The sequence below is a fragment of the Patescibacteria group bacterium genome, assembly GCA_035549555.1.
Classification (GTDB): Bacteria; Patescibacteriota; Microgenomatia; order UBA8517; family UBA8517; genus Co84-156.
Map to the genome: position 1 here is coordinate 349,802 of DASZQR010000010.1, position 19,286 is coordinate 369,087.

Below are 19,286 nucleotides of genomic sequence, written 5' to 3' on the forward strand. Positions count from 1 at the left end.
ATTTTTTCACGAAAGTCAATAGATCAGATTTTAATACTTTGTACTAGAAGTTTAGAGTATTTAGCTCTAAATCCAATTCGTCTTCGATATCGGCTTTTAGCATGATATTTAGCTGAATAAATCTTTTCACCCTTAACAACAGGCTCAATCATTTTAAGTGCAACCTTTGCTTTTTCCAATATTGGAGTTCCAAGAGTCACTTTTCCCTCATCAGAAAGCATGAGAACTTGTGCTTCAGCTACATCTCCGGGGAGTTTATCCACCAAAATCTCGTCTCCCTCAGAGACTCTATATTGATGCCCTTGAATCTTAATAACTGCGTATTTCATAAATCTCAAGTATGATATCATTTTTTCGCTCCAATTACCATTCCAAGCATGATGGCCGTTGCAACCAAGCTGCTTCCTCCAGCAGAAACAAGCGGCAAAGTCACTCCCGTAATTGGCAAAATTCCCATGTTCATTCCAACATGAACTAAAGTTTGCACAAGTAATGCTACAAAAACTCCAGAAATAAAACTGCGCGCCGCAGGATTATAAGCATTTGCTACATTTGCAACAATCCTATAAAGCATAAAAAAACTTACTATTAAAACCAATCCGGCTCCCACAAATCCCATTTCTTGGGCGATACTTGCAAAAACAAAGTCAGTTTGTTTTTCAGGCAAAAAAGCAAGCTGTGTTTGTGTCCCCTGCCCAAGCCCCTCCCCTGTAATTTTTCCGCTTCCAACAGAAATAGTTGCCTGCACACTATTATAATTATCAAATGACAAAATACGCTCTCGCTGATAGGGTTTCAAAAAATGCCAAAAAATCGGCAAGCCAATAATTACAGCAATCAAAATTGCGATAATTTTCTTTTTATCAAAAGTTGTTGCTAAAACTATTCCCAAATATCCAAATGCCGTAAGCATTGCGACTCCAAGCGATGGCTGGACAACTATTAATAAAAATATCACTAAAAATAAAAAACTAATTTTTGCAAACTCTTTAAATTGCAAATCATCTTGAGTCAGTTTATTTGCAAAAAAAACAAACAAAAAAGGCCTCACAAGTTCTGAGGGGAGTACTTGTATCGGTCCCAAAGGAATCCACCTTACAACTCCACGAGTCACTTGCCCAATCAGAAGAGGAAGTAATAATAAAATTACACCTCCAATGTAAAAATGATTGCTAAATTCGCTCAGTACATCAAAACCAATTTGAGAAAATATGAAAAAGGCGGCAATAGCGCTAAATATATAAACAAAATATATTGGAAACTCATGTGGAGCAATTGCACGAAGTATGACAATGCTAAAAATAATTAAAATAAAAAAAGAAATGATTAAACCAATATCTTTTTTAAGCCCTGAAGAGGTGATATTCATCCAATCATTTTAGCACGCTTTGAAGCTACTTAATTCTCTCGACTTTAAATTCACCCTTAGAAATATTTTTTACAAGCGCTCGCTTTTTAATTTCTTCTTCAAATTCCTTTGGCCAATCAGGAAGTGTAACATCCACAAATTCATCTAAATTAGTTTTCAAGTTCTTGCGTTCTTCCTGAATTTTACGAACAACATCTCTCATTTCCCCTTCAGCCTTAAGTTCAGCAGTTATGTTTGTATCAAGTTTAAATTCTTTTCCAAAAACAATATTTTTTACATTAACTTCATCCATCAAAACATTTTTAAGTTCATCACTAAATTTATAATCTACAGTCAACAAATTAAGTGGTTGTCGCAATGATATTAAACTCTCTTTTCTCATTGAATGAGTTTTTTCAGAAGCTTTTCTCACCTCATCCATTTCATTTAAAAGTTTTTGACTATTTTTGTCCAACTCTTTACTTTCAGGCCAATCAGCCAAATGCACTGAAATTTCTTTTGTTAAATTTTTATAAATTTCGTCGCTAACAAACGGCGCAAATGGTGCCATCAATTTTGCAACTGTTACTAATACTTTATAGCTTGTTGCAAAAAATCCATCATCGGTTCTACCTCTACTTCGTCTTATATACCACTGCGAAAAATCCTTAACCACAAAATCTTCAATCTCATGTGTAGCAGTAAACATATCAAAATTATCCAAACTATTTGTAATTTTATTAACTAATTCTTGAAGTCTTACTTCCATCCATCTATCTAAAATATTTTCGCTCTTTTTTTCTTTTCCTGGTTCCCAATTATTCAAATTTGAGTAAGTTACAAAATAATTATAACTATTCCAAAAAACCAACATAAATCTTTTTATGACATCGCGCACTAAATTTTCTGAAAATCTAAAGCTTGGCCCTGGTGCAATTGTCGAATACATATACCATCTTGTCGCATCCGCTCCAACATTATTAATCACTTCAAAGGGATCAATTACATTTCCTTTCGATTTGCTCATTTTATTTCCTTTTTCATCAAGCAAATGCCCCAAACAAACCACATTTTTATATGCATTTTCGCGTCCTAAAAGGGTTGCTTCAGCAAGAAGTGTATAAAACCACCCTCGAGTTTGATCGATTGCTTCGCTAATATAATCAGCTGGAAAATGTGTTGCTCCGGATGCATATGGCATTGCGCCGCTATCAAACCAGCAATCCAAAACAAAGTTGACTCGCACCATATGGCCGTTATCACACTTGCTGCATTTAAACTTTATTTCGTCAATAAATGGCCTATGAAGATCCAGATTCTTTAAATCTTTTCCAGAAAGTTCTTCTAATTCTTTAACACTCCCAACTAATAATGTATGCTCGCAATTATCACATTTCCAAATTGGAAGAGGCGTACCCCAATAACGGCTTCTCGATAATGCCCAATCATGGTTATTATTAAGCCAGTCCCCCATACGGCCTTCTTTGATGTGTTCTGGAATCCAGTTTACACTATTATTATTTTCAATTAATTTATCCTTAACTGCAGTAGTTTTTAAATACCAGGAAATCATTGCATAATAAAGAAGTGGCGTCCCACATCTCCAACAAAATGGATAAGTGTGTTTTAAAGTTTCGGCCTTGAATAAATTCCCGTTTTTATCTAAAGTTTCAATAATTTCTTTTTCAAGAGTCTTATTTTTTACAAATTTTCCAGCCCAGGCAGTTACATCTCCAACAAATTCTCCTTTTTCATTCACAGAATGTTTCATAGGAAGATCATATTTTTTACCAAGTTTAAAATCATCTTCTCCGTACATCACAGCGGTATGTACAATTCCTGTCCCTTCGTCCATAGAAACAAAGTCAGCAGCTACAACAAAATGAGATCTTGTGTCATAAGACATATAATTAAACAAGGGTTCATATTCAATATTTAGTAATTCTTTTCCTTTAAATTTTTCTAAAACTTTTCCTTCAATCTTTAAATCTTTAAATCTTTTCTCAGCTAAAATTAATTTACCTTTTTCCGTTTCAACTTTTATATAAATTTGCTTTTCATCTACTGCTAAGGCAACATTTCCCGGAAGCGTCCATGGTGTTGTTGTCCATGCAAGAAAATAAGTTCCTTTTTCCTTTTTCAATTCAAACTTTATAAAGACAGATGGATCTTCGGTCATCTCTTTATAACCAAGAGCTAGTTCATGAGAAGAAAGTGAAGTTCCACATCTTGGGCAATACGGCAAAACTTTATAATCTTCATACAAAAAGTCCTTCTCCCACATTTCAGCAAGAAGCCTCCATTCTTTTTCAATATATGAATTATCCATTGTCCAATATGGTTTATCAGTATCGACCCAATAAGCCATGCGCTTTGTTAATTTTGTCCATTCATCAACATATTGCAAAACACTTTTTCGGCAAAGTGCATTAAATTCTTTTATTCCGTATTCTTCAATCTGAGGTTTTCCAGAAATTCCTAGTTCTTTTTCAACTTTAATCTCCACGGGAAGTCCATGACAATCCCAGCCAGCTTGCCTTGGGACATCAAATCCTCTCATGGTTTTATATCGAGGAACAATATCTTTAAAAGAACGTGCTTCGACATGATGAATTCCAGGATTTCCGTTTGCAGTTGGCGGCCCTTCATAAAAAGTAAACGTCTTTTTTGAATTTTTGTTTTTTTCAAGAGATTTTTGAAAAATGTTTTCTTTTTCCCAAAAAGACAAAACATTCTCTTCCATTTTTGGAAAATTTACCCTTGGATCAACTTCGTTAAAATATTTTTTTGACATATCGCTCCTTTGTCTAAGGGCGATTCTTGAAGGAACGCGGTACCACCTTAATTTGATCTTATTCCTTGAGTTCTAGTCCCCGATCGCTTTGCCGAGCGGGTTTCTTCTCCAAGCTCCGGATTGATAATCCATCAAAGCTTTGAGTCATTATAACACACCATTTTCATATCTATCAATCAACCTTTGAATACTATCATCAAGATTCGGAATGTTATCACCAACATTGATTATTAAATCATTTACCGATTCTTGAGAAATAGTTCGTGAAGAAATCATCTTCAATAATTTTTCGCGTTGTTCCATTTCTTTAGCAAACCTTAAAAAGGCTCGTGCATCCTCTCCAGAAACAGCTTGGCTATCACATGTCCTGCTAAATAAAACGAAAAATGATTCTTCTTGTTCAGTTCTTCGCATTTGGCTATTTTACAGCCAAAATCATTTATTTGCAAAAACAACAGCATTAGGAATATTTCTCCCTGGTCCAAAAACATATCTTCCTTGATAATACATTGCTGTGCTTCCTCCTTCATCAAGGTTCATGGCTCCTGTTGCGCTTAATGCTTTAAATACATAAGCAAACTGCTCCATATTTACACTTTGCGCAACAACTATCATCACTTTATTTGTCCCAATAATCCCAATCCCTTCTTTAAGCCCAACAGCTTTTTGCTTATCGGAGAGTCCTGATTGATTATCATCAATTTGCACATTCCCTCCATCAACTAATCCTGGGCTCATAACTATTCCAGCAGTCAGCCCTCCTCCAAATCCGCTGGCGTTTTGCATATAATGCGCCCCACTTCCATCAAAATAAACTATTGAGCGTCCTGAATATCCCAAATTTCCTTGATTTATCCAATGATTAAGTCTCGTGTTATAAAAACTAAAATCAAAGGAATTGTTTTGCCCGCAACTCGCATACGCCGGCTCCGCCGGACAAAAATATGTTCCATTAACTCCTGCAAATCCACCGTTTTTACTAACAAAATCAGCTAAGTTATCAACTGGGCAAGCGCTTGTGCAATCAGAGTCGTTTGCGCTGTCAGTTATTACTCTTGTGCTCCCTAAATCAAAAGACATAACTGTTGCAGTGAAATCTCCTTTTTCTGTATGCACATTTATTGTAGAAACTCCTGTTCCAGGCGGCCCAGAAACTGGAGGCAACGTCGGCTTTACAGTCACAACTGGCGTCGGAGTAATTTTTGGAGTAGGAATTGGGGATGGAGATGGTGTTGGTGTTGAACTTTCAGTTGGAATTGTAGAAACTGTCGGTACAGGAGTTGGCATACCAATTTTAATTTCACCGCGTTTTATAGCAATATAAACTAAAGCGATAATAAACGGAACTAAAATCAAAAGAACAATTGGTATAAAACCTTTTTTCATTAAGTTAATCTTAAGCTATTATTTTTTATTTTTGAAGTAGTAGAGTAACGGTCCAACAATCGCAGCAATCATTGCAATTATTACAAGTACAAATCCACCAATTGTCATACTTAATTATAGCTATAATCAAAAAAATTCTCCACACATCGACAATAATCTTCAGCTTCTGTAAAAACATCCATAACATACAAAACTGCATCGCAGTCAACAAAGCTTATTCTCAACTTTAGAGGTTTAGCATCATCCTGCCTCTCACGTAATTTAATAATCAATGAATAAAACTCTTTCTCACTAATCTGAGATTCAAAAATTTCATTAGAAGTATGAACTTCTACACGAAACGGATCATTTTCACAACGCATCAGTGAATTTTACGAAGAAACGCAGGAATATCAAAATCATCTTCAAACTGATCTTTTTTAATTGGTTCAACAATTCCTTCACGTTTCTCTGTCTCTTCCATGCTACTTTGTGGTATTTGATTTTCCTCTTCCTTCTTTTGTTCACCCATAATTCCGCTCATTCCAGAAAGTGTTGGTGCTGGCGACATTGAATGTGTCATTTGAGCAACTCTCGAAACGCTTTCATCAAACCCGGTTGCAATAACTGTAATTCTTACTTGGTCTGTAATTCCATCTTTAACTACAGCTCCAAAGATCACATTTGCATCAGGATCTGCTGACCCTGAAATAATTCTTGCAGCTTCATCAACTTCAAACATTGTAAGGTCAGGTCCTCCAGCAATATTAAATAGAATTCCTTTTGCTCCTTCAATTGAAAGGTCCAGTAGAGGAGATGACACTGCAGCGCGCGCTGCCATTTGTGCACGATTTTCCCCAACTCCAGTCCCCACTCCAAGAAGCGCACTTCCTGCATCAGACATAATTGTTTTAACGTCAGCAAAGTCCACATTAACTAAGCCAGGAGTTGTAATAATATCTGCAATTCCTCCGACTGCCTGTCCCAAAACACTATCTGCAACTCGAAATGCTTCAAGAAGAGTAACTTTTCGGTCAACTACATCCATAATTCTCTGATTTGGAATCACGATTAATGTATCGACTTCTTTGCGAAGATTTTCAATTCCCTCTTCAGCAAGAATCATTCTTCTTGTTCCTTCAAAAGTAAACGGCTTTGTCACGACTCCAACAGTCAAAGCTCCCGACTCTTTTGCAATTCTTGCAATAACAGGCGCCGCTCCAGTTCCAGTTCCTCCGCCCATCCCCGCAGTAACAAATACCATATCAGCTCCAACCAAAAGTTCTTTAATTTTTTCTATTGATTCTTCAGCAGCTTGCGCTCCAATTTCAGGATGCCCACCGACTCCAAGCCCTTTAGTCAATTTCTCACCAATTTGAATTTTTGTAGGAATGCTTGTTGAAAGAAGAACCTGTGCATCTGTATTTGCAGCAATAAATTCAACACCATTTATTGTTCCACTATCCACCATTGAAGAAACGGCGTTTCCGCCTCCGCCGCCAACCCCAATAACTTTTATTTTCGCGATACGCGCCGCGTCAGGTTTTACTAATGCCATAATTGTAATCAATTACAAGCTATTTGCTTATAATCCACCTAATATATCACACTTATCAAATTAGGGCAGAAGATCTTTGATCGTATCAATCACTTTACCAAACATATTTGCGTTTGGCAACTTCATTTTTATATTTGTCTTTTCTTTTATATTAGCAGCAGGAAGTTCTTGCATCACTCCATATTGAAGCAAACCAATTGCGCTTGCAAAAGAAGGGTTTAAAATTTCATCAACCAATCCTTCCACTCCAGTTGGTTCTCCAATTCGAACTGGAAGTGTAAGCATACGCTTCGCACTATCAATCACACCAACAGTCAAAGCTCCTCCTCCGGTAATTACAGCTCCTGATGGAATTTTATTAATTATTCCATTTTTCTCTAGATCAAGCCTTATCATTGTAAATATTTCATTCAATCGTGGCCTTATAATTCCTTCAGTAAGAGTTCTTCTTGAAATCTTTTTGGTTTCTTTTGTGTCATCATCAACTACTTCAATCACATCGCTTTTTGCAGTGTTATCTTTTTTAGGTTGAGAAAGTGAAAGCTTTATTTTTTCAGCTGTTTCAATCGAAACACGAAGTCCAATCGCTAAGTCATTTGTTACATTTCGCGCTCCAATTGGAAGAGCTCCTGAATAAACCAATCCTCCATCAACAAATGCCGCAATAGAAGTCGCTCCAGCTCCAATATCAATCAAAACACATCCTAATTCTTTTTCTGTATCAGACAAAACTGCTGTGCTTGATGCGATGCCACTAAAAACAACTCCATCAATATTTACTCCGACTTCATTGACCGTTTTAGTTAAATTTTTAAGCGCTGGAGATGAAACTGTAACAAGATGTGTTTCCACTTCAAGCCTTACTCCAGCCATCCCAACTGGATCTTTTACTCCGCCTTCGCCGTCAACAATAAAATCTCTCGGAATTACATGAATTATTTCGCGAGATGCTGGCATACTCACAGCGCGCGCTGCTTCAATAACGCGTGCAACATCTTCAGCAGAAACTTCTCCGTTTGGATCAGATACTGCGACAACCCCAGTCGAATTTTGTGAAGAAATATGTGCTCCCCCAACAGTTACCCATGTACTATTCAAGTTATACCCAGCCATTCGCTCAGCAGCTTCAACAGCTGAGATTGTCGCTTCGACTGCATCATCAATATCAACAATTTGTCCCTTCTTTATTCCTCTTGACGGACTGGTAGCAACTCCAACAATATGAATAGAATTTTCAAAAGTTACATTGTCAGTTGCGACTTGAGCAATAAGAACAGTAATTTTGGAAGAGCCAATATCTATTCCAGCAATAATTCTATTTTTCTTCATGTGTCTATCTTAATACAGGATTTTTATACCTTAAGTCAATCTGACTAATTGTAGAAGCTTCTTTTATACTTGGCAATCGTGAAAAAATAATATTTAAAGAACCAATTAATTCATCCTGATCTCCATCCATTGGAAAAATAACCGTCTTGCCCTTTAAATTCTCAAAATAAATTCCATCAGACATAACTTTTGTTTGCGTTGGTGTATACAAAGTATAAATTCGCGAAACCAAATTCGCAATAAAATCAAGCTGATCTGAAGTTGGATTATAATAACTAATTATTTTTGGCAAATTTGTATCACGAACTTCTGAAATTAAAACTCCGTTCCTATCAATAAGTCCATAATTTCCATCCTTTAAACTAAATGCAACAATTGCAGTTCGCGATATTACATTTACTTTAAAATCAAATAGCAAAACTAAATCAATTCTGTAATCTAGAATACTTTTTGAATTCTTTAAAATATTTTTTAAATCAAAATAAGTTTGTATAAAATTTTCATTTTTGTTTTGCAAATTATTTATTGAAGTTTCAAGAGTTGTATCACAATTTCCATATTGAGATGTGCAAATTATTTTTTGAATCTTAATAAACTTCAGAAGTAAAAACAAAATTAAAAAAATAAAAACTAAAAAAATAATTAATCTAATTGTCTTCTTCACTTGAGGTATTCCTCTATCTCTTGAACAATTTTCCCTGCAGCCTTTTTATCAAGCTCTGCAATTTCGCTCTTTTTATTTGCCATACTCTTCCAATTTTTTATTACCAAATTAATTTTATTAAGTAAATTTTGCCCAGTTAAATATTTTTCTTCCAAAACAATTGCCTGTCCGGATTTCTCAAGCATTTGCGCATTTTTAAATTGTTCATTATAAGAAGTCCAGGGAATTGGAATAATAATCGCAGGTCTTCCAGTAATCGCAATTTCAGAAATTGTATTTGCTCCAGCTCTTGAAATTATCAAATCTGACTTTTCAAAAATATTCGAAACATTTTTCGGATCTAAAAAAGCATAAACTTCATAATTTTTCTTTAGATCCGTTGGAAATTCATTCTTTAGATTTTCAAATTTCTGATAATCTAATTTTCCAGTTTGGTGTATTACTTTATAATTTTTAAGCAGTTCGTATAAAATTTCGCTAACTGCATTATTAATTCTTTGTGCTCCGCTGCTTCCTCCAGTAATATAAAGAGTTGGAGACTTAGAAATTTTAGTTTTTGCTGGTATTTTTAAAATTTCACTAGAGATAGGATTCCCAACCAAAAAAATTTTCTTACCGAGGCAGTCGTGCAAGCTCTGCTTACTCTCTTCTCGCGCGATAAAAATTTTCTTTGCAAAGCTTGAAGAGATTTTATTTGCCAAACCAACTGCAACTGTCTGTTCGTGTACGAAAACAGGAATTCCTAAAACAAATCCTGCAAAACAAACTGGCACACTTGCATATCCTCCAAAAGATAAAATTATTTTTGGTTTTATATCAAACAAAATTTTAAATGATTGCAAAATTCCGATTGGAATTTTAAGTAGCGATGGAATAGTCCAAATTGTAAATTTTCGCTGTAATCTTCCTGTAGTTATTGGAATAAATTTTACTCCAAGTTTTGGCATTACTTCTGAAGCAAGAGTTGGTACAAATTTTCCTTCAACAGCGCTTTTTGGCCCAACCCAAAATAAATTATATCCAGAATATTCTTTTTGTAACTTTTCAATCACAGGAATTGCAGTTGTTGCTGCATGGCCTCCTGTAATTAAAATATCATTCTTCTTTTGCATGCTTGCTAATATTTAATAATACCCCAACGCTAAATAGTATTACAGTTAAGCTGCTTCCGCCATAAGAAAAGAACGGAAGCGGTACTCCAGTTAAAGGAATAAGTGCAACCATCGATGCCAGATTTAAAAATATCTGAGCGCAAAACCAGGCAATAATTCCTGTCGCAACAATTGTTGAAAAATTATCGGGCGCATGCGTTGCAATTTGCATGCATTTATAAATAAAAAAACAAAGTAGTCCAATAACAACAATCGCTCCCAAAAATCCTAATTCCTCTGCAATATTTGCAAAGACACTATCCGTTGCCGATTCTGGTAAAAATAAATATTTTTGTTTACCTTGCCCAAGCCCCACTCCAAAAAAGCCTCCGGACCCAAGAGCAATCAAAACTTGGCGAATATGATAGTTGCTTGGATTAAGCGGGTCGCTTGAAGCATTCAAAAAAGTTTCCAATCTTGCCCTTCTATAACTTGATGTAATTGTAAGTAAAAACCCAATTAATCCCCCAACTATTCCAGTTGCCGCAAAAGGAATTAAAGAAACTCCTGCCACAAAAAGTTGTGTCAATCCAATCGTTATTACAACAATTGTAGTTCCAAGATCTGGCTCAAACATAATTAATCCTGCCACAAGCGCAATAGGTAAGATTAAATTTAAAAATGGTTTTTTCAAATCAGCAAGCTTTGCAATATAAAAAATAATACTTACCTTAATAAGCTCTGATGGCTGAAGTGTAAAACTTCCAATACTTATCCATCTTCTCGCTCCCAAAACACGACTTCCAATTCCAGGAATTAAAACAACCAAAAGTAAAACCACATTGATTGCAAAGAAAATTGATGCAAATTTTTTCCAAACAGAGTAATCAATAATCATTGCAGCAAACATTGCAGCAAAACCTAGAATTGCCCACACAATTTGTTCCTTTAAATAATAAAAACTGTCATGAAAATAAGCGAGCGCTTGAGGAGCAGACGCATCAGCAACAGCAAAAAGCCCCAAAAAGGTTAAGACAATAGTTAAAACAAGAAGAGTCCGTCCATTATTTTTTGTCACAGATTAGATTCTAGCAAGCCAAAGACCTAAAATCGCTAGCATTATTCCGGCAAGCCAGGCACGCATAACAATTTTCGGTTCCTCCCAGCCAATCGCCAAAAATGCATGATGGATTGGAGCAATTGGAAAAATTCTCCTTTTTAAAATTTTCCAGCCTAAAATTTGTATTAGCGAAGAAAAAGCTTCTATTACAAATATTCCCCCAATTATAAAAAGCGACGCGACATTTCCTGTCAAAAGTCCGATCACAGCAATCATTGCACCAAAAGAAAGAGCACCAGTATCCCCAAGCCAAATACGTGCAGGGTTTACGTTAAAATATAAAAATGCCATCACAGCACCAATCCAGAGAGCAATAAAAATAGAAAGCGGAGTATCCAGATTTGCTGCCGCAATAACAATAAATGCAAAAAGATAAATAGCGAGAAGTCCAGATGCAAGCCCATCAAGTCCATCTGTAAAATTAAATGCATTTGTAAAAAAGACAATAACAAACATTGCAAATGGTATGTAAAAAATTCCCAGATTAATTACATGAGAAAGAAGTGGTATATGCACAAACTGTATTCCCAAGAAATGATAAAGCCAAAAAGAAACAACACCAGCCAACACAAACTGAATGGCAAACTTAGTTTTTTTACTTAAACCAAAGACATAACCAAGTTGCCCTTCCTTTCCTTTCTTAAAAATTTTTACATAATCATCCAAAAGCCCCAAAATTCCAAAAGAAATAAAAGTAAAAAAGATCACAAAAAGTTCATTTAATAAATTATGTGCAGTGGTTATATAAACTCCAAGCGAAGACATGATAGGAAATAATATTGCAAACATAATAACAACTGTAACAACAAGCAAAACTCCTCCTCCAGTCGGTGTCCCAGCTTTTTTATCATGCAATTTATCAAAAAGAGATTTGCTATTTTTCCCTCCCTCAACTTGTCTTTGAAATTTAAGTTTATAAAGAAGATCAATAAAAGGAACAATTAAAACCGCGTTAATTAAAAATGAAAAGATCAAAAAACCAAGTGAAAGTGGCAAAAGATTTGGTAAATTCATGTTCTGTGAAAAGTATAATCTATTTTACAATAACGAGGCAAATTTACACAAAATGATAAAATATTTCATGAGCGATTACCTTGTAAGTGTGAAAAAATACAATCAAAAATTAGTAGAATTACCAATTAAAAAAAGAATTGAAACACAATATCCGATATTAATTAGAGATGAAGTTTCAAAAAAGCTAGCAAAAGTATCATTCAAATTACCAAAAAATCTAAAACTTCAAATTAACGGAGGTTACAGGTCAAGAAAAACCCAAGAAAAAATTTGGAACTATAGATTAAAACAATTTAAAAATTACAAAAATACTCGTAAATTAGTTTTTGATCCAAAAGAGGGAATTCCTCCACATTCAACAGGAGGAGCAGTCGATATTGGACTATTCAATATAAAAACTAACAGAGAAATAAATTTATCTAATCCTTTCCAAAAATTTTATGAAGAGGCTAATCCATTTTCCAAAAAAATAAGTAGGGAATCTCACAAACAAAGAATGCTAATAAGAAAACTTATGTTAAATGAAAATTTTGCACCCAATCCAAGAGAATACTGGCACTTCTCTTATGGAGATAAAGCATGGGCAGATTTCTACAAAAAGAAAATTTTATATTCTGAAATATACGAAGAAGAAATTTCTAATTTAAAATACAATTTGTTAAAGAGATTTGTAATTAAAATACATAGAAAAATATTTCAGTTGATAAATAAAATATTTAAACTAGACTTAAGCTATTAATTATTTGGGCTTATTCCAAAATAAGGAAATAAATCTTCAGCAATATGAAACCAAAGCGGAGCTGCAGTTTCGCTTCCCCATTCGCTTGAAGTCGGGCTTTGAAGCGTCACAAGCATTACAAATTTTGGATTTTTTGCAGGAGCAAAACCAACAAAGCTTGCAATTGTTTTTGTAGGATCATAGTGCCCGGAAACAGGAATCTGTGCAGTCCCAGTTTTTCCTGCAATTGAAAACCCAGCTGGAGCGGCCCATTTTGCTTCTCCGTCAGTAACTGCATGTACCATCATATCTGTAATCTCGCCTGCTGCATTTTGCGAAATAACCCTTGGCCCAATTTGTGATTTAATTTCACTGCTCCATGTGCCATTTTTAATTTCCTTAACCACTTCAGGCTTCACCATTTGTCCTCCATTTGCAATAATTCCAATTGCTCGAAGTATTTGGATTGGAGTAACAGCAATTCCTTGGCCAAACGTCGTAGTTGCTGTGTCAATATCGCTCCAAGTATCTTTAGTTCGAAGCGGCAATGCAACTTCTCCCTGCAAATCAATTCCGGTTATTTTTCCAAATCCAAATTTAGCAAGATAATCATAAAGTTTATCCTGGCCCAATTTCTGCCCTACAAAAGTCATTCCAATATTGTCTGAATTTACAATCACATCTGTCATTGAAGAATTTGGATGATGCACACTATCCCAAGTATCAATCGGATATCCATCAACATTTATAATATTTGCGCAAATATCACACTCTGTATCTGGCTGAACAACTCCTGCATCAAGAGCAGAAGCCATCACAATCGGCTTGAAAATAGAACCGGGTTCAAAAGTATTTGAAATCGCAGCATCTTTAAAGTCTTCATTTGTATAGTTCCAATATTGTCCTGGATCAAAACTCGGGCTTGATGCCATGCCAAGTATCGCTCCAGTGTTTGGATCCATCATAATTACAGAGCCAGCTTTCGATCCGTATTGGACAAGTCCGTTTGCAAGTTCCTTTTCTATTGCAAACTGCACAGTTTTATCAATATTTGTAACTAAGTCAATTCCGTGTGTCGGATCAACTTGGCTTGAGTTTCCAAAAACAATTGGAGTTCCATTTGCATCTGATTCTCGATCCAATAATCCTGGCTTTCCAGCAAGAGTTAAATCATAATAACCTTCAAGTCCAAAATACCCTTTATCGTTTCCGTTGACATCTTTTCCAACAAATCCCAAAATATGCGCTGACGATGAGCTTTCCGGATATGTTCTTGAAGGCTCTGGATCAAAACCAACTCCGGCAATATCAAGCGCTTCAATATTTTTCTTTTGATCATTTGTCACTCTATGCTGTAATGATATCCAAGCTGTTCCGCTATCAATTTTATTCCTTATATCATTTATATCAGCATTTATAATTGGAGCAATTTGTGAAGCAATTGTAATTGAATTTTCTGTCAAATCCGGCTTTGTGACATAAAGATCCCAATCCATTTCATCCGTAGTCAAGTAACTTCCGTCTGTTGCATAAATACTTCCCCGCGTCGCAGTAAGTGAATCAGAGCGCTGATACTGAAGTTGTCCTTGCTGTGCTAAATTACTTGCATCAATTACCTGCCAGAAAAAAAGTCTGGCAATAAGCCCGCAAACAAGAATTACAAATAAAAAACCAAATATTCGAAGCTTTGTCCTCATCTTAAAGCTATTCCTGAATTTGTTATATAAACATATGCTTCAGGCGATATCATTCCCGAGCTGCTTGCTTCTTTTGCAATACTTGTCAAAGAAGTGCTGCCTACAAGTTTATCTTGCATTTCCTGGTTTTCCTGAGTAAGTTCATCATATTTATTTTCAAGAGCAACAAGTTTATTTCCTGCAGCTGATGCTTCAACAGCTGCAAAAATAGTACCAACAAAAAGTACAATTAAAACTAAAATAATAATATTACGAGTTATTTTTTTTGACATAACTTCTCAAAATTGCGCTTCGTGATTTTGGATTTCTTTTTATTTCCTCATCACTCGGCAATACAAAACTTTTGCTTTGTAAATAATGCTTCACAATTTCGTCTTCCGACGAATTAAAACTAACAACAACAAGTCTTCCCCCAGGCTTTAAAATTTCAATTGCCTGCGGCAAGGTTTCCTTTAAATTCTCAAGTTCGCTATTGACTGCAATACGTAACATTAAAAATGCTTTAGTCGCTGGATGTGTTTTATCCGCAAACTTTTTCTCCGGAAATAAACTTAAAAGATCACCAACTTTTTCAAATAATTTCTGCTTTCTAAAATTAATAATTCTCAAAGCCAAGCTTCGTCCAAATAATTCTTCAAGCTGATCTTCTCTCAAACCATTTAATAAATCTTTCGCCATAACTCCTTGCGTTTCTGAATTTAGTCTCATATCCAAAATCGCATCAGGATTTTTAAACGAAAAGCCTCTTTTTTCATCTGCAAAATGTACATTGCTTATCCCCAGATCAAAAACAATTCCATCAGCTGGGTAAAAGTCATAACGAGTTGCAATCTCTTTAATATTTCTAAAATTTCCGTTAACCAATTTTGCTTTCTCGCTATCAACATTCTGTTTTGCAATTTCAAGCATTGAATCATCTGCATCAATTCCCAAAACTTCTCCTCCGGCATCGACAATTGCTTTTGTATAACCTCCCGCTCCTTCTGTTGCGTCAATATACTTTCCTTGATTTTTAATGTGCAATTCTTCAATCACCTCTTTCAAAAGTACTGGCTCGTGTAAAACTGTCATTTTTTATTCCTCTCTGACAAACTTTCAATAAATTCCTTTGTAGTTTTTGCTACTTCAACACTTTTCAAATCCCAATCATTTTTATTCCAGATCTCGACTCTATCTCCAAGCCCTACAAATATTAAATCTCTTTCTAAATGTGCATATTGTGCCAAAATTTCTGGAATAATTATTCTTCCCTGCTCATCTGGCGTAACCTGAAACGCACTTCCGATAATAAATCTATCTATATCTCTTACCCCAAGCTCTAAAACTTTTGTTCCGCCAGTTAATCGATCAATTACTTTATTCCAAAATTCATTACTAACTAAAACCAGACAATTCTCATACCATTTAGCTACAATAAATTCTTCCCCAAGCTCTCCTAGAAATTTTCTAGGAACTGCCGTTCGCCTTTTATCGCCCAAACTGCTTTCGTACGACCCAATTATCATTTTCTATAAGTCTGGGCAGGCTTATTGGTGACACTTCTCACCACTTTTATCCATTCTGAAGTTTTTTTCACGCAATGTCAACAGGAATATTCACCGAACAAAATAGAACATGCTATAATCTAAATATGACAACAGAAAATAATCGCAAAACAAACGAACACTACAAAATTGCGTCATTATTACAAAAAAACCGTCGTTTAACTATCGAAGAAGGAGTATTTTTTCCAAACGAGTTGAATAAATTTAAACAAAATAACTTAAAAGCAATCACACAACAATTAATTGAAGATAACAGGTCAGAAGACGAAAACGAGCATTAATTCGAGCTTCCTGCATGAGGCTTGCCATCTGAAGAATAAATTGCATATCCATTTTGATTAACCACAAGATTTGGAGAGCTTGGTGTCCCAAATGGTTTAATCGTTATAAACCAAACTCCCGTTGCAGCTTTGCTCAATGTATATTTAAAACTACCATCAACACTGCTTAAATCAGTTGTATTTGTTTGCAAATGCCAATCGCTAACAACTTTCCCCAGAAGTTTTCCGTTTCCATCCCGAAATCTTAAAGTAAGCTGACCTGTTTCAACCCCACTATCAAATCTGATATGTCCTGAAGATTCACTTCCAAGCAAAATACTATCGCGGCTAACTCCAGTTTGGCCATTAAGCTGTATTGTCCCAGGAACTCCTTGCGTGGTTTGCCCCACTCCGTTATTTGCCTTATATTCCAAAATATAATCCATAGAAGTTGCAGTCGGAACATTAATTCCAGTTACATTTAAAGAAACATAATGGCCATCGCTGCTTGGAATAAGCTCAACAATTGGCCACTGGCTTTGTGGAAGGTCAGGAACACTTTCATCAACTGAAGTACTACCGTTATCAATAGGTGCAGTTAATTTCTTAAATGCAAAGATACCGCCGACAACAACTATTGCAAAAACAATTACAGCAACAAACGGCCAGTACTTTTTATAATTCATAAATATATATTGCCAGTTTTATTTTATCCCTGTCAAGTTTTCAACTTGTCCCATATTGAATCCCTCCCAAAAAACCTTGATTTCATTCTCGTCTAGATTTAGATAACCATCAAATGATTTCCGATCAAAAATACAATTTTCACAAGTTGTATTTCTACCAACAATAAAACCTAAAACTTTCAAATAAGGCATTCTTATCACCTCAGTAGGAACAAAATATCCATCACTGCATTCAGGACCAAACATCCAAATATACTCATCTGCAAAATATTCTTCTCCATCAGTAGAAATTAGATATCTTTTTATTGAAGTGTTTGCTTCTGTTCTCATCAAAACCCTCACAATGATGCCAGTTTTATTTATGAAGTGTCAAGAGTTTATTTTCTCTTCTAAAAATTCCTGAAGCTTATCAATTTTAATCCTTTCCTGTTTCGCAGTATCTCGATCTCGTACTGTTACAGCCTCGTCTTCAAGAGTTTGGAAATCCACAGTTATGCAAAATGGTGTTCCAATTTCATCCTGGCTTGCATAACGCTTTCCAATGTTCCCCCTATCATCCCAAGCAACCATATAAAGTGGTTTCAATTTTTCATAAATTCCTTTTGCTTTTTTAATTAGCTCTTCCTTATTAGAAAGAAGAGGAAATATTGCAGCTTTATAAGGAGCAAGCTTTGGATTTAATTTTAAATACACTCGCTCATCATCTTTTACATATGAATCGATTAATAAAAACAAAATGGATCGATCAACTCCAGCAGAAGTTTCAATATCCCAAGGAATATATTTTTCATTTTTAGCTTGGTCAAAATATTCCATACTTTTTCCAGAAAACTTCTGATGGCGCGATAAATCCCAGTCTCCGCGATGATGAATTCCCATAAATTCGCTCCAACCCCAAGGAGAATTGTATTCAATATCAGTTGCCATTCTTGCATAGTGAGCGCGTTCATCATCTTCATGATCGCGAAATCTCAAGTTCTCTTTTTTCATTCCTAAGCTTAAATACCAATCCATTCTGTTTTGTTTCCAATATTCAAACCATGTCTTACCTTCTTTTTCAGAGGGATGAATATAAAATTGCACTTCCATCTGTTCAAATTCACGGGATCTAAAAGTAAAATTTCCGGGAGTTATTTCATTTCTAAATGCTTTTCCAATTTGTGCAATTCCAAAAGGAATTTTTACACGAGTTGAATCCACCACATTCCTAAAATTAACATGTACTCCGTTTGTAATCTCCCCTCGAAGATATATAGTCTGCTTAGCATCCTCCACAACTCCAAGTTTCGCCTCAACCAATAAATTAAATTTCATTGGGGCTGTCCATTCGACTTTTTTCCCTTTATGAGTCTTTTCATGCGCTGCAATTTCTTCAGGCTTATCAGCCCTAAATCTCATATGGCAAATTTTGCATTCAACTAATGGATCAGTAAAGGCTTCAACATGTCCTGATGCTTCCCAGGCTTTTGGATTCATCATAATTGCAGCATCCACTCCCACAACATCGTCACGAAGCTGCACCATTTCTTTCCACCAAAGATCTTTCAAATTTTTCTTAAGAAGTGATCCTGTTGGTCCGTAATCCCAAGTCCCTCCAAGTCCTCCATAAATTTCGCTTCCAGGAAAAATAAATCCGCGTCGCTTACATAAAGCTACAATTTCATCAAGGCTTACCATACGCCTAGTATAACTTAAATCAAGTTAGTTTAGAAGCATAACTGACAAATTAAGAAGCCCTGCAATAGTTATCCATCCCAAATATGGATAGAGAAGAATTGCCGCAGTTTTATCAATCTTTTGAAATTCAACAATATTTTTGTAAACAAGAATCCACATGGCAACAATTATTAAAAATGCTAAGCCAATCTGGTGCAGTCCAAAAAATACTGGCGACCAAATCAAATTTAAAATAATTTGTAAAAAATAATATCTAAAGGGCGAGTGGCTTTTTATTTTTTTCCTTTTCTTCCAAATTAAAAAACCGGAGATTGCAATAAATATATATAAAATAGTCCAAACTGGTCCAAAAGCAGAAACTGGAGGAGTAAACAAAGGTTTATTTAACGAGCTATACCAACCCAAATCCATAATTCATGCT

General features: G+C 35.3%; 21 protein-coding genes and 1 pseudogene. 2 read left to right on the forward strand and 20 right to left on the reverse strand.

The genetic code is table 11. The annotated features are described in order from the left end of the window. Positions 1–23 precede the first annotated feature (23 nt). The 12 genes and pseudogenes from rplU to mraY form a co-directional block, all read right to left on the reverse strand. A complete protein-coding gene (gene rplU / locus VG895_02700) occupies positions 24–329 on the reverse strand; it encodes a 50S ribosomal protein L21 (GenBank protein HWA51933.1) in 306 nt (101 codons plus the stop codon). 17 nt (positions 330–346) lie between these two features. Further along, positions 347–1,369 carry an FtsW/RodA/SpoVE family cell cycle protein gene (locus VG895_02705; GenBank protein HWA51934.1) on the reverse strand — a complete coding sequence of 341 codons (1,023 nt, stop codon included), beginning with the start codon at positions 1,367–1,369 and terminating at the stop codon, positions 347–349. Positions 1,370–1,394: 25 nt separating this feature from the next. Continuing rightward, entirely contained in the window at positions 1,395–4,142 is a 2,748-nt protein-coding gene (ileS, locus tag VG895_02710; GenBank protein ID HWA51935.1) for an isoleucine--tRNA ligase, read from the reverse strand. A gap of 147 nt (positions 4,143–4,289) precedes the next feature. Next, positions 4,290–4,556 carry a hypothetical protein gene (locus VG895_02715; GenBank protein HWA51936.1) on the reverse strand — a complete coding sequence of 89 codons (267 nt, stop codon included), beginning with the start codon at positions 4,554–4,556 and terminating at the stop codon, positions 4,290–4,292. 21 nt (positions 4,557–4,577) lie between these two features. Next, complete coding sequence (locus VG895_02720; protein HWA51937.1) at positions 4,578–5,528, reverse strand: phosphodiester glycosidase family protein; 951 nt, start codon at positions 5,526–5,528, stop codon at positions 4,578–4,580. A gap of 110 nt (positions 5,529–5,638) precedes the next feature. Continuing rightward, on the reverse strand, positions 5,639–5,890 hold the full coding sequence (locus tag VG895_02725) for a hypothetical protein (GenBank protein ID HWA51938.1): 252 nt from the start codon (positions 5,888–5,890) through the stop codon (positions 5,639–5,641). 212 nt (positions 5,891–6,102) lie between these two features. After that, positions 6,103–7,065: pseudogene (gene ftsZ, locus VG895_02730) on the reverse strand (cell division protein FtsZ). A 60-nt stretch (positions 7,066–7,125) separates the two neighbouring features. Beyond that, entirely contained in the window at positions 7,126–8,394 is a 1,269-nt protein-coding gene (ftsA, locus tag VG895_02735) for a cell division protein FtsA (GenBank protein HWA51939.1), read from the reverse strand. Between the two features lie 4 nt (positions 8,395–8,398). Then, complete coding sequence (locus VG895_02740) at positions 8,399–9,058, reverse strand: hypothetical protein (protein HWA51940.1); 660 nt, start codon at positions 9,056–9,058, stop codon at positions 8,399–8,401. Next, positions 9,055–10,170 carry a UDP-N-acetylglucosamine--N-acetylmuramyl-(pentapeptide) pyrophosphoryl-undecaprenol N-acetylglucosamine transferase gene (locus tag VG895_02745; protein ID HWA51941.1) on the reverse strand — a complete coding sequence of 372 codons (1,116 nt, stop codon included), beginning with the start codon at positions 10,168–10,170 and terminating at the stop codon, positions 9,055–9,057. The genes VG895_02740 and VG895_02745 overlap by 4 nt, the downstream gene beginning before the upstream one ends. Continuing rightward, positions 10,154–11,227 carry a putative lipid II flippase FtsW gene (gene ftsW, locus VG895_02750; GenBank protein HWA51942.1) on the reverse strand — a complete coding sequence of 358 codons (1,074 nt, stop codon included), beginning with the start codon at positions 11,225–11,227 and terminating at the stop codon, positions 10,154–10,156. Before ftsW ends, VG895_02745 begins: the two co-directional genes overlap by 17 nt. 3 nt (positions 11,228–11,230) lie before the next feature. Then, a complete protein-coding gene (gene mraY / locus VG895_02755) occupies positions 11,231–12,283 on the reverse strand; it encodes a phospho-N-acetylmuramoyl-pentapeptide-transferase (GenBank protein HWA51943.1) in 1,053 nt (350 codons plus the stop codon). Positions 12,284–12,335: 52 nt separating this feature from the next. Between mraY and VG895_02760 the strand changes: the two genes are divergently transcribed. Continuing rightward, positions 12,336–13,022, forward strand: a complete 687-nt coding sequence (locus VG895_02760; protein HWA51944.1) for a M15 family metallopeptidase — start codon at positions 12,336–12,338, stop codon at positions 13,020–13,022. On the opposite strand, the gene VG895_02765 is transcribed toward VG895_02760, so the two are convergent. The 4 genes from VG895_02765 to VG895_02780 are packed head-to-tail and all read right to left on the reverse strand — an operon-like array spanning position 13,019 to position 16,203. Further along, the gene (locus VG895_02765; GenBank protein ID HWA51945.1) at positions 13,019–14,698 is read right to left on the reverse strand and encodes a penicillin-binding protein 2; all 1,680 of its coding nucleotides are present in this window, start codon (positions 14,696–14,698) and stop codon (positions 13,019–13,021) included. The genes VG895_02760 and VG895_02765 overlap by 4 nt on opposite strands. Beyond that, on the reverse strand, positions 14,695–14,970 hold the full coding sequence (locus VG895_02770; protein ID HWA51946.1) for a hypothetical protein: 276 nt from the start codon (positions 14,968–14,970) through the stop codon (positions 14,695–14,697). Before VG895_02770 ends, VG895_02765 begins: the two co-directional genes overlap by 4 nt. After that, on the reverse strand, positions 14,948–15,769 hold the full coding sequence (gene rsmH / locus VG895_02775; GenBank protein ID HWA51947.1) for a 16S rRNA (cytosine(1402)-N(4))-methyltransferase RsmH: 822 nt from the start codon (positions 15,767–15,769) through the stop codon (positions 14,948–14,950). Before rsmH ends, VG895_02770 begins: the two co-directional genes overlap by 23 nt. After that, positions 15,766–16,203 (reverse strand): hypothetical protein, encoded by a 438-nt coding sequence (locus VG895_02780; protein ID HWA51948.1) that lies wholly within the window; start codon positions 16,201–16,203, stop codon positions 15,766–15,768. Before VG895_02780 ends, rsmH begins: the two co-directional genes overlap by 4 nt. 125 nt (positions 16,204–16,328) lie before the next feature. Here VG895_02780 and VG895_02785 point away from each other — a divergent pair, with 125 nt between their 5' ends. Continuing rightward, positions 16,329–16,523, forward strand: a complete 195-nt coding sequence (locus VG895_02785) for a hypothetical protein (protein HWA51949.1) — start codon at positions 16,329–16,331, stop codon at positions 16,521–16,523. Here VG895_02785 and VG895_02790 read toward each other — a convergent pair. Genes VG895_02790 through VG895_02805 form a run of 4 tightly spaced genes read right to left on the reverse strand, consistent with a single transcriptional unit; the run spans position 16,520 to position 19,276 of the window. Further along, the gene (locus VG895_02790) at positions 16,520–17,188 is read right to left on the reverse strand and encodes a hypothetical protein (GenBank protein ID HWA51950.1); all 669 of its coding nucleotides are present in this window, start codon (positions 17,186–17,188) and stop codon (positions 16,520–16,522) included. The two genes, VG895_02785 and VG895_02790, sit on opposite strands and share 4 nt — an antisense overlap. An 18-nt stretch (positions 17,189–17,206) precedes the next feature. Further along, positions 17,207–17,518: a hypothetical protein gene (locus VG895_02795; GenBank protein ID HWA51951.1), complete on the reverse strand. Its 312-nt coding sequence runs from the start codon at positions 17,516–17,518 to the stop codon at positions 17,207–17,209. Positions 17,519–17,557: 39 nt separating this feature from the next. Beyond that, complete coding sequence (locus tag VG895_02800; protein HWA51952.1) at positions 17,558–18,865, reverse strand: glycine--tRNA ligase; 1,308 nt, start codon at positions 18,863–18,865, stop codon at positions 17,558–17,560. A 24-nt stretch (positions 18,866–18,889) separates the two neighbouring features. Next, positions 18,890–19,276 (reverse strand): TspO/MBR family protein, encoded by a 387-nt coding sequence (locus VG895_02805; protein ID HWA51953.1) that lies wholly within the window; start codon positions 19,274–19,276, stop codon positions 18,890–18,892. Positions 19,277–19,286 lie beyond the last annotated feature (10 nt).

Excerpts from the sequence above, each read along its gene's own strand:
- VG895_02790 (HWA51950.1), bottom strand. The coding sequence starts at position 17,188 with ATGAATTATAAAAAGTACTGGCCGTTTGTTGCTGTAATTGTTTTTGCA.
- VG895_02770 (HWA51946.1), bottom strand. The coding sequence starts at position 14,970 with ATGTCAAAAAAAATAACTCGTAATATTATTATTTTAGTTTTAATTGTA.
- VG895_02715 (HWA51936.1), bottom strand. The coding sequence starts at position 4,556 with ATGCGAAGAACTGAACAAGAAGAATCATTTTTCGTTTTATTTAGCAGG.
- VG895_02705 (HWA51934.1), bottom strand. The coding sequence starts at position 1,369 with ATGAATATCACCTCTTCAGGGCTTAAAAAAGATATTGGTTTAATCATT.
- VG895_02805 (HWA51953.1), bottom strand. The coding sequence starts at position 19,276 with ATGGATTTGGGTTGGTATAGCTCGTTAAATAAACCTTTGTTTACTCCT.
- mraY (HWA51943.1), bottom strand. The coding sequence starts at position 12,283 with ATGAATTTACCAAATCTTTTGCCACTTTCACTTGGTTTTTTGATCTTT.
- VG895_02720 (HWA51937.1), bottom strand. The coding sequence starts at position 5,528 with ATGAAAAAAGGTTTTATACCAATTGTTCTTTTGATTTTAGTTCCGTTT.
- VG895_02745 (HWA51941.1), bottom strand. The coding sequence starts at position 10,170 with ATGCAAAAGAAGAATGATATTTTAATTACAGGAGGCCATGCAGCAACA.
- ftsA (HWA51939.1), bottom strand. The coding sequence starts at position 8,394 with ATGAAGAAAAATAGAATTATTGCTGGAATAGATATTGGCTCTTCCAAA.
- VG895_02725 (HWA51938.1), bottom strand. The coding sequence starts at position 5,890 with ATGCGTTGTGAAAATGATCCGTTTCGTGTAGAAGTTCATACTTCTAAT.
- ileS (HWA51935.1), bottom strand. The coding sequence starts at position 4,142 with ATGTCAAAAAAATATTTTAACGAAGTTGATCCAAGGGTAAATTTTCCA.
- VG895_02795 (HWA51951.1), bottom strand. The coding sequence starts at position 17,518 with ATGAGAACAGAAGCAAACACTTCAATAAAAAGATATCTAATTTCTACT.
- VG895_02800 (HWA51952.1), bottom strand. The coding sequence starts at position 18,865 with ATGGTAAGCCTTGATGAAATTGTAGCTTTATGTAAGCGACGCGGATTT.
- VG895_02785 (HWA51949.1), top strand. The coding sequence starts at position 16,329 with ATGACAACAGAAAATAATCGCAAAACAAACGAACACTACAAAATTGCG.
- VG895_02760 (HWA51944.1), top strand. The coding sequence starts at position 12,336 with ATGATAAAATATTTCATGAGCGATTACCTTGTAAGTGTGAAAAAATAC.
- rplU (HWA51933.1), bottom strand. The coding sequence starts at position 329 with ATGAAATACGCAGTTATTAAGATTCAAGGGCATCAATATAGAGTCTCT.
- VG895_02765 (HWA51945.1), bottom strand. The coding sequence starts at position 14,698 with ATGAGGACAAAGCTTCGAATATTTGGTTTTTTATTTGTAATTCTTGTT.
- VG895_02780 (HWA51948.1), bottom strand. The coding sequence starts at position 16,203 with ATGATAATTGGGTCGTACGAAAGCAGTTTGGGCGATAAAAGGCGAACG.
- rsmH (HWA51947.1), bottom strand. The coding sequence starts at position 15,769 with ATGACAGTTTTACACGAGCCAGTACTTTTGAAAGAGGTGATTGAAGAA.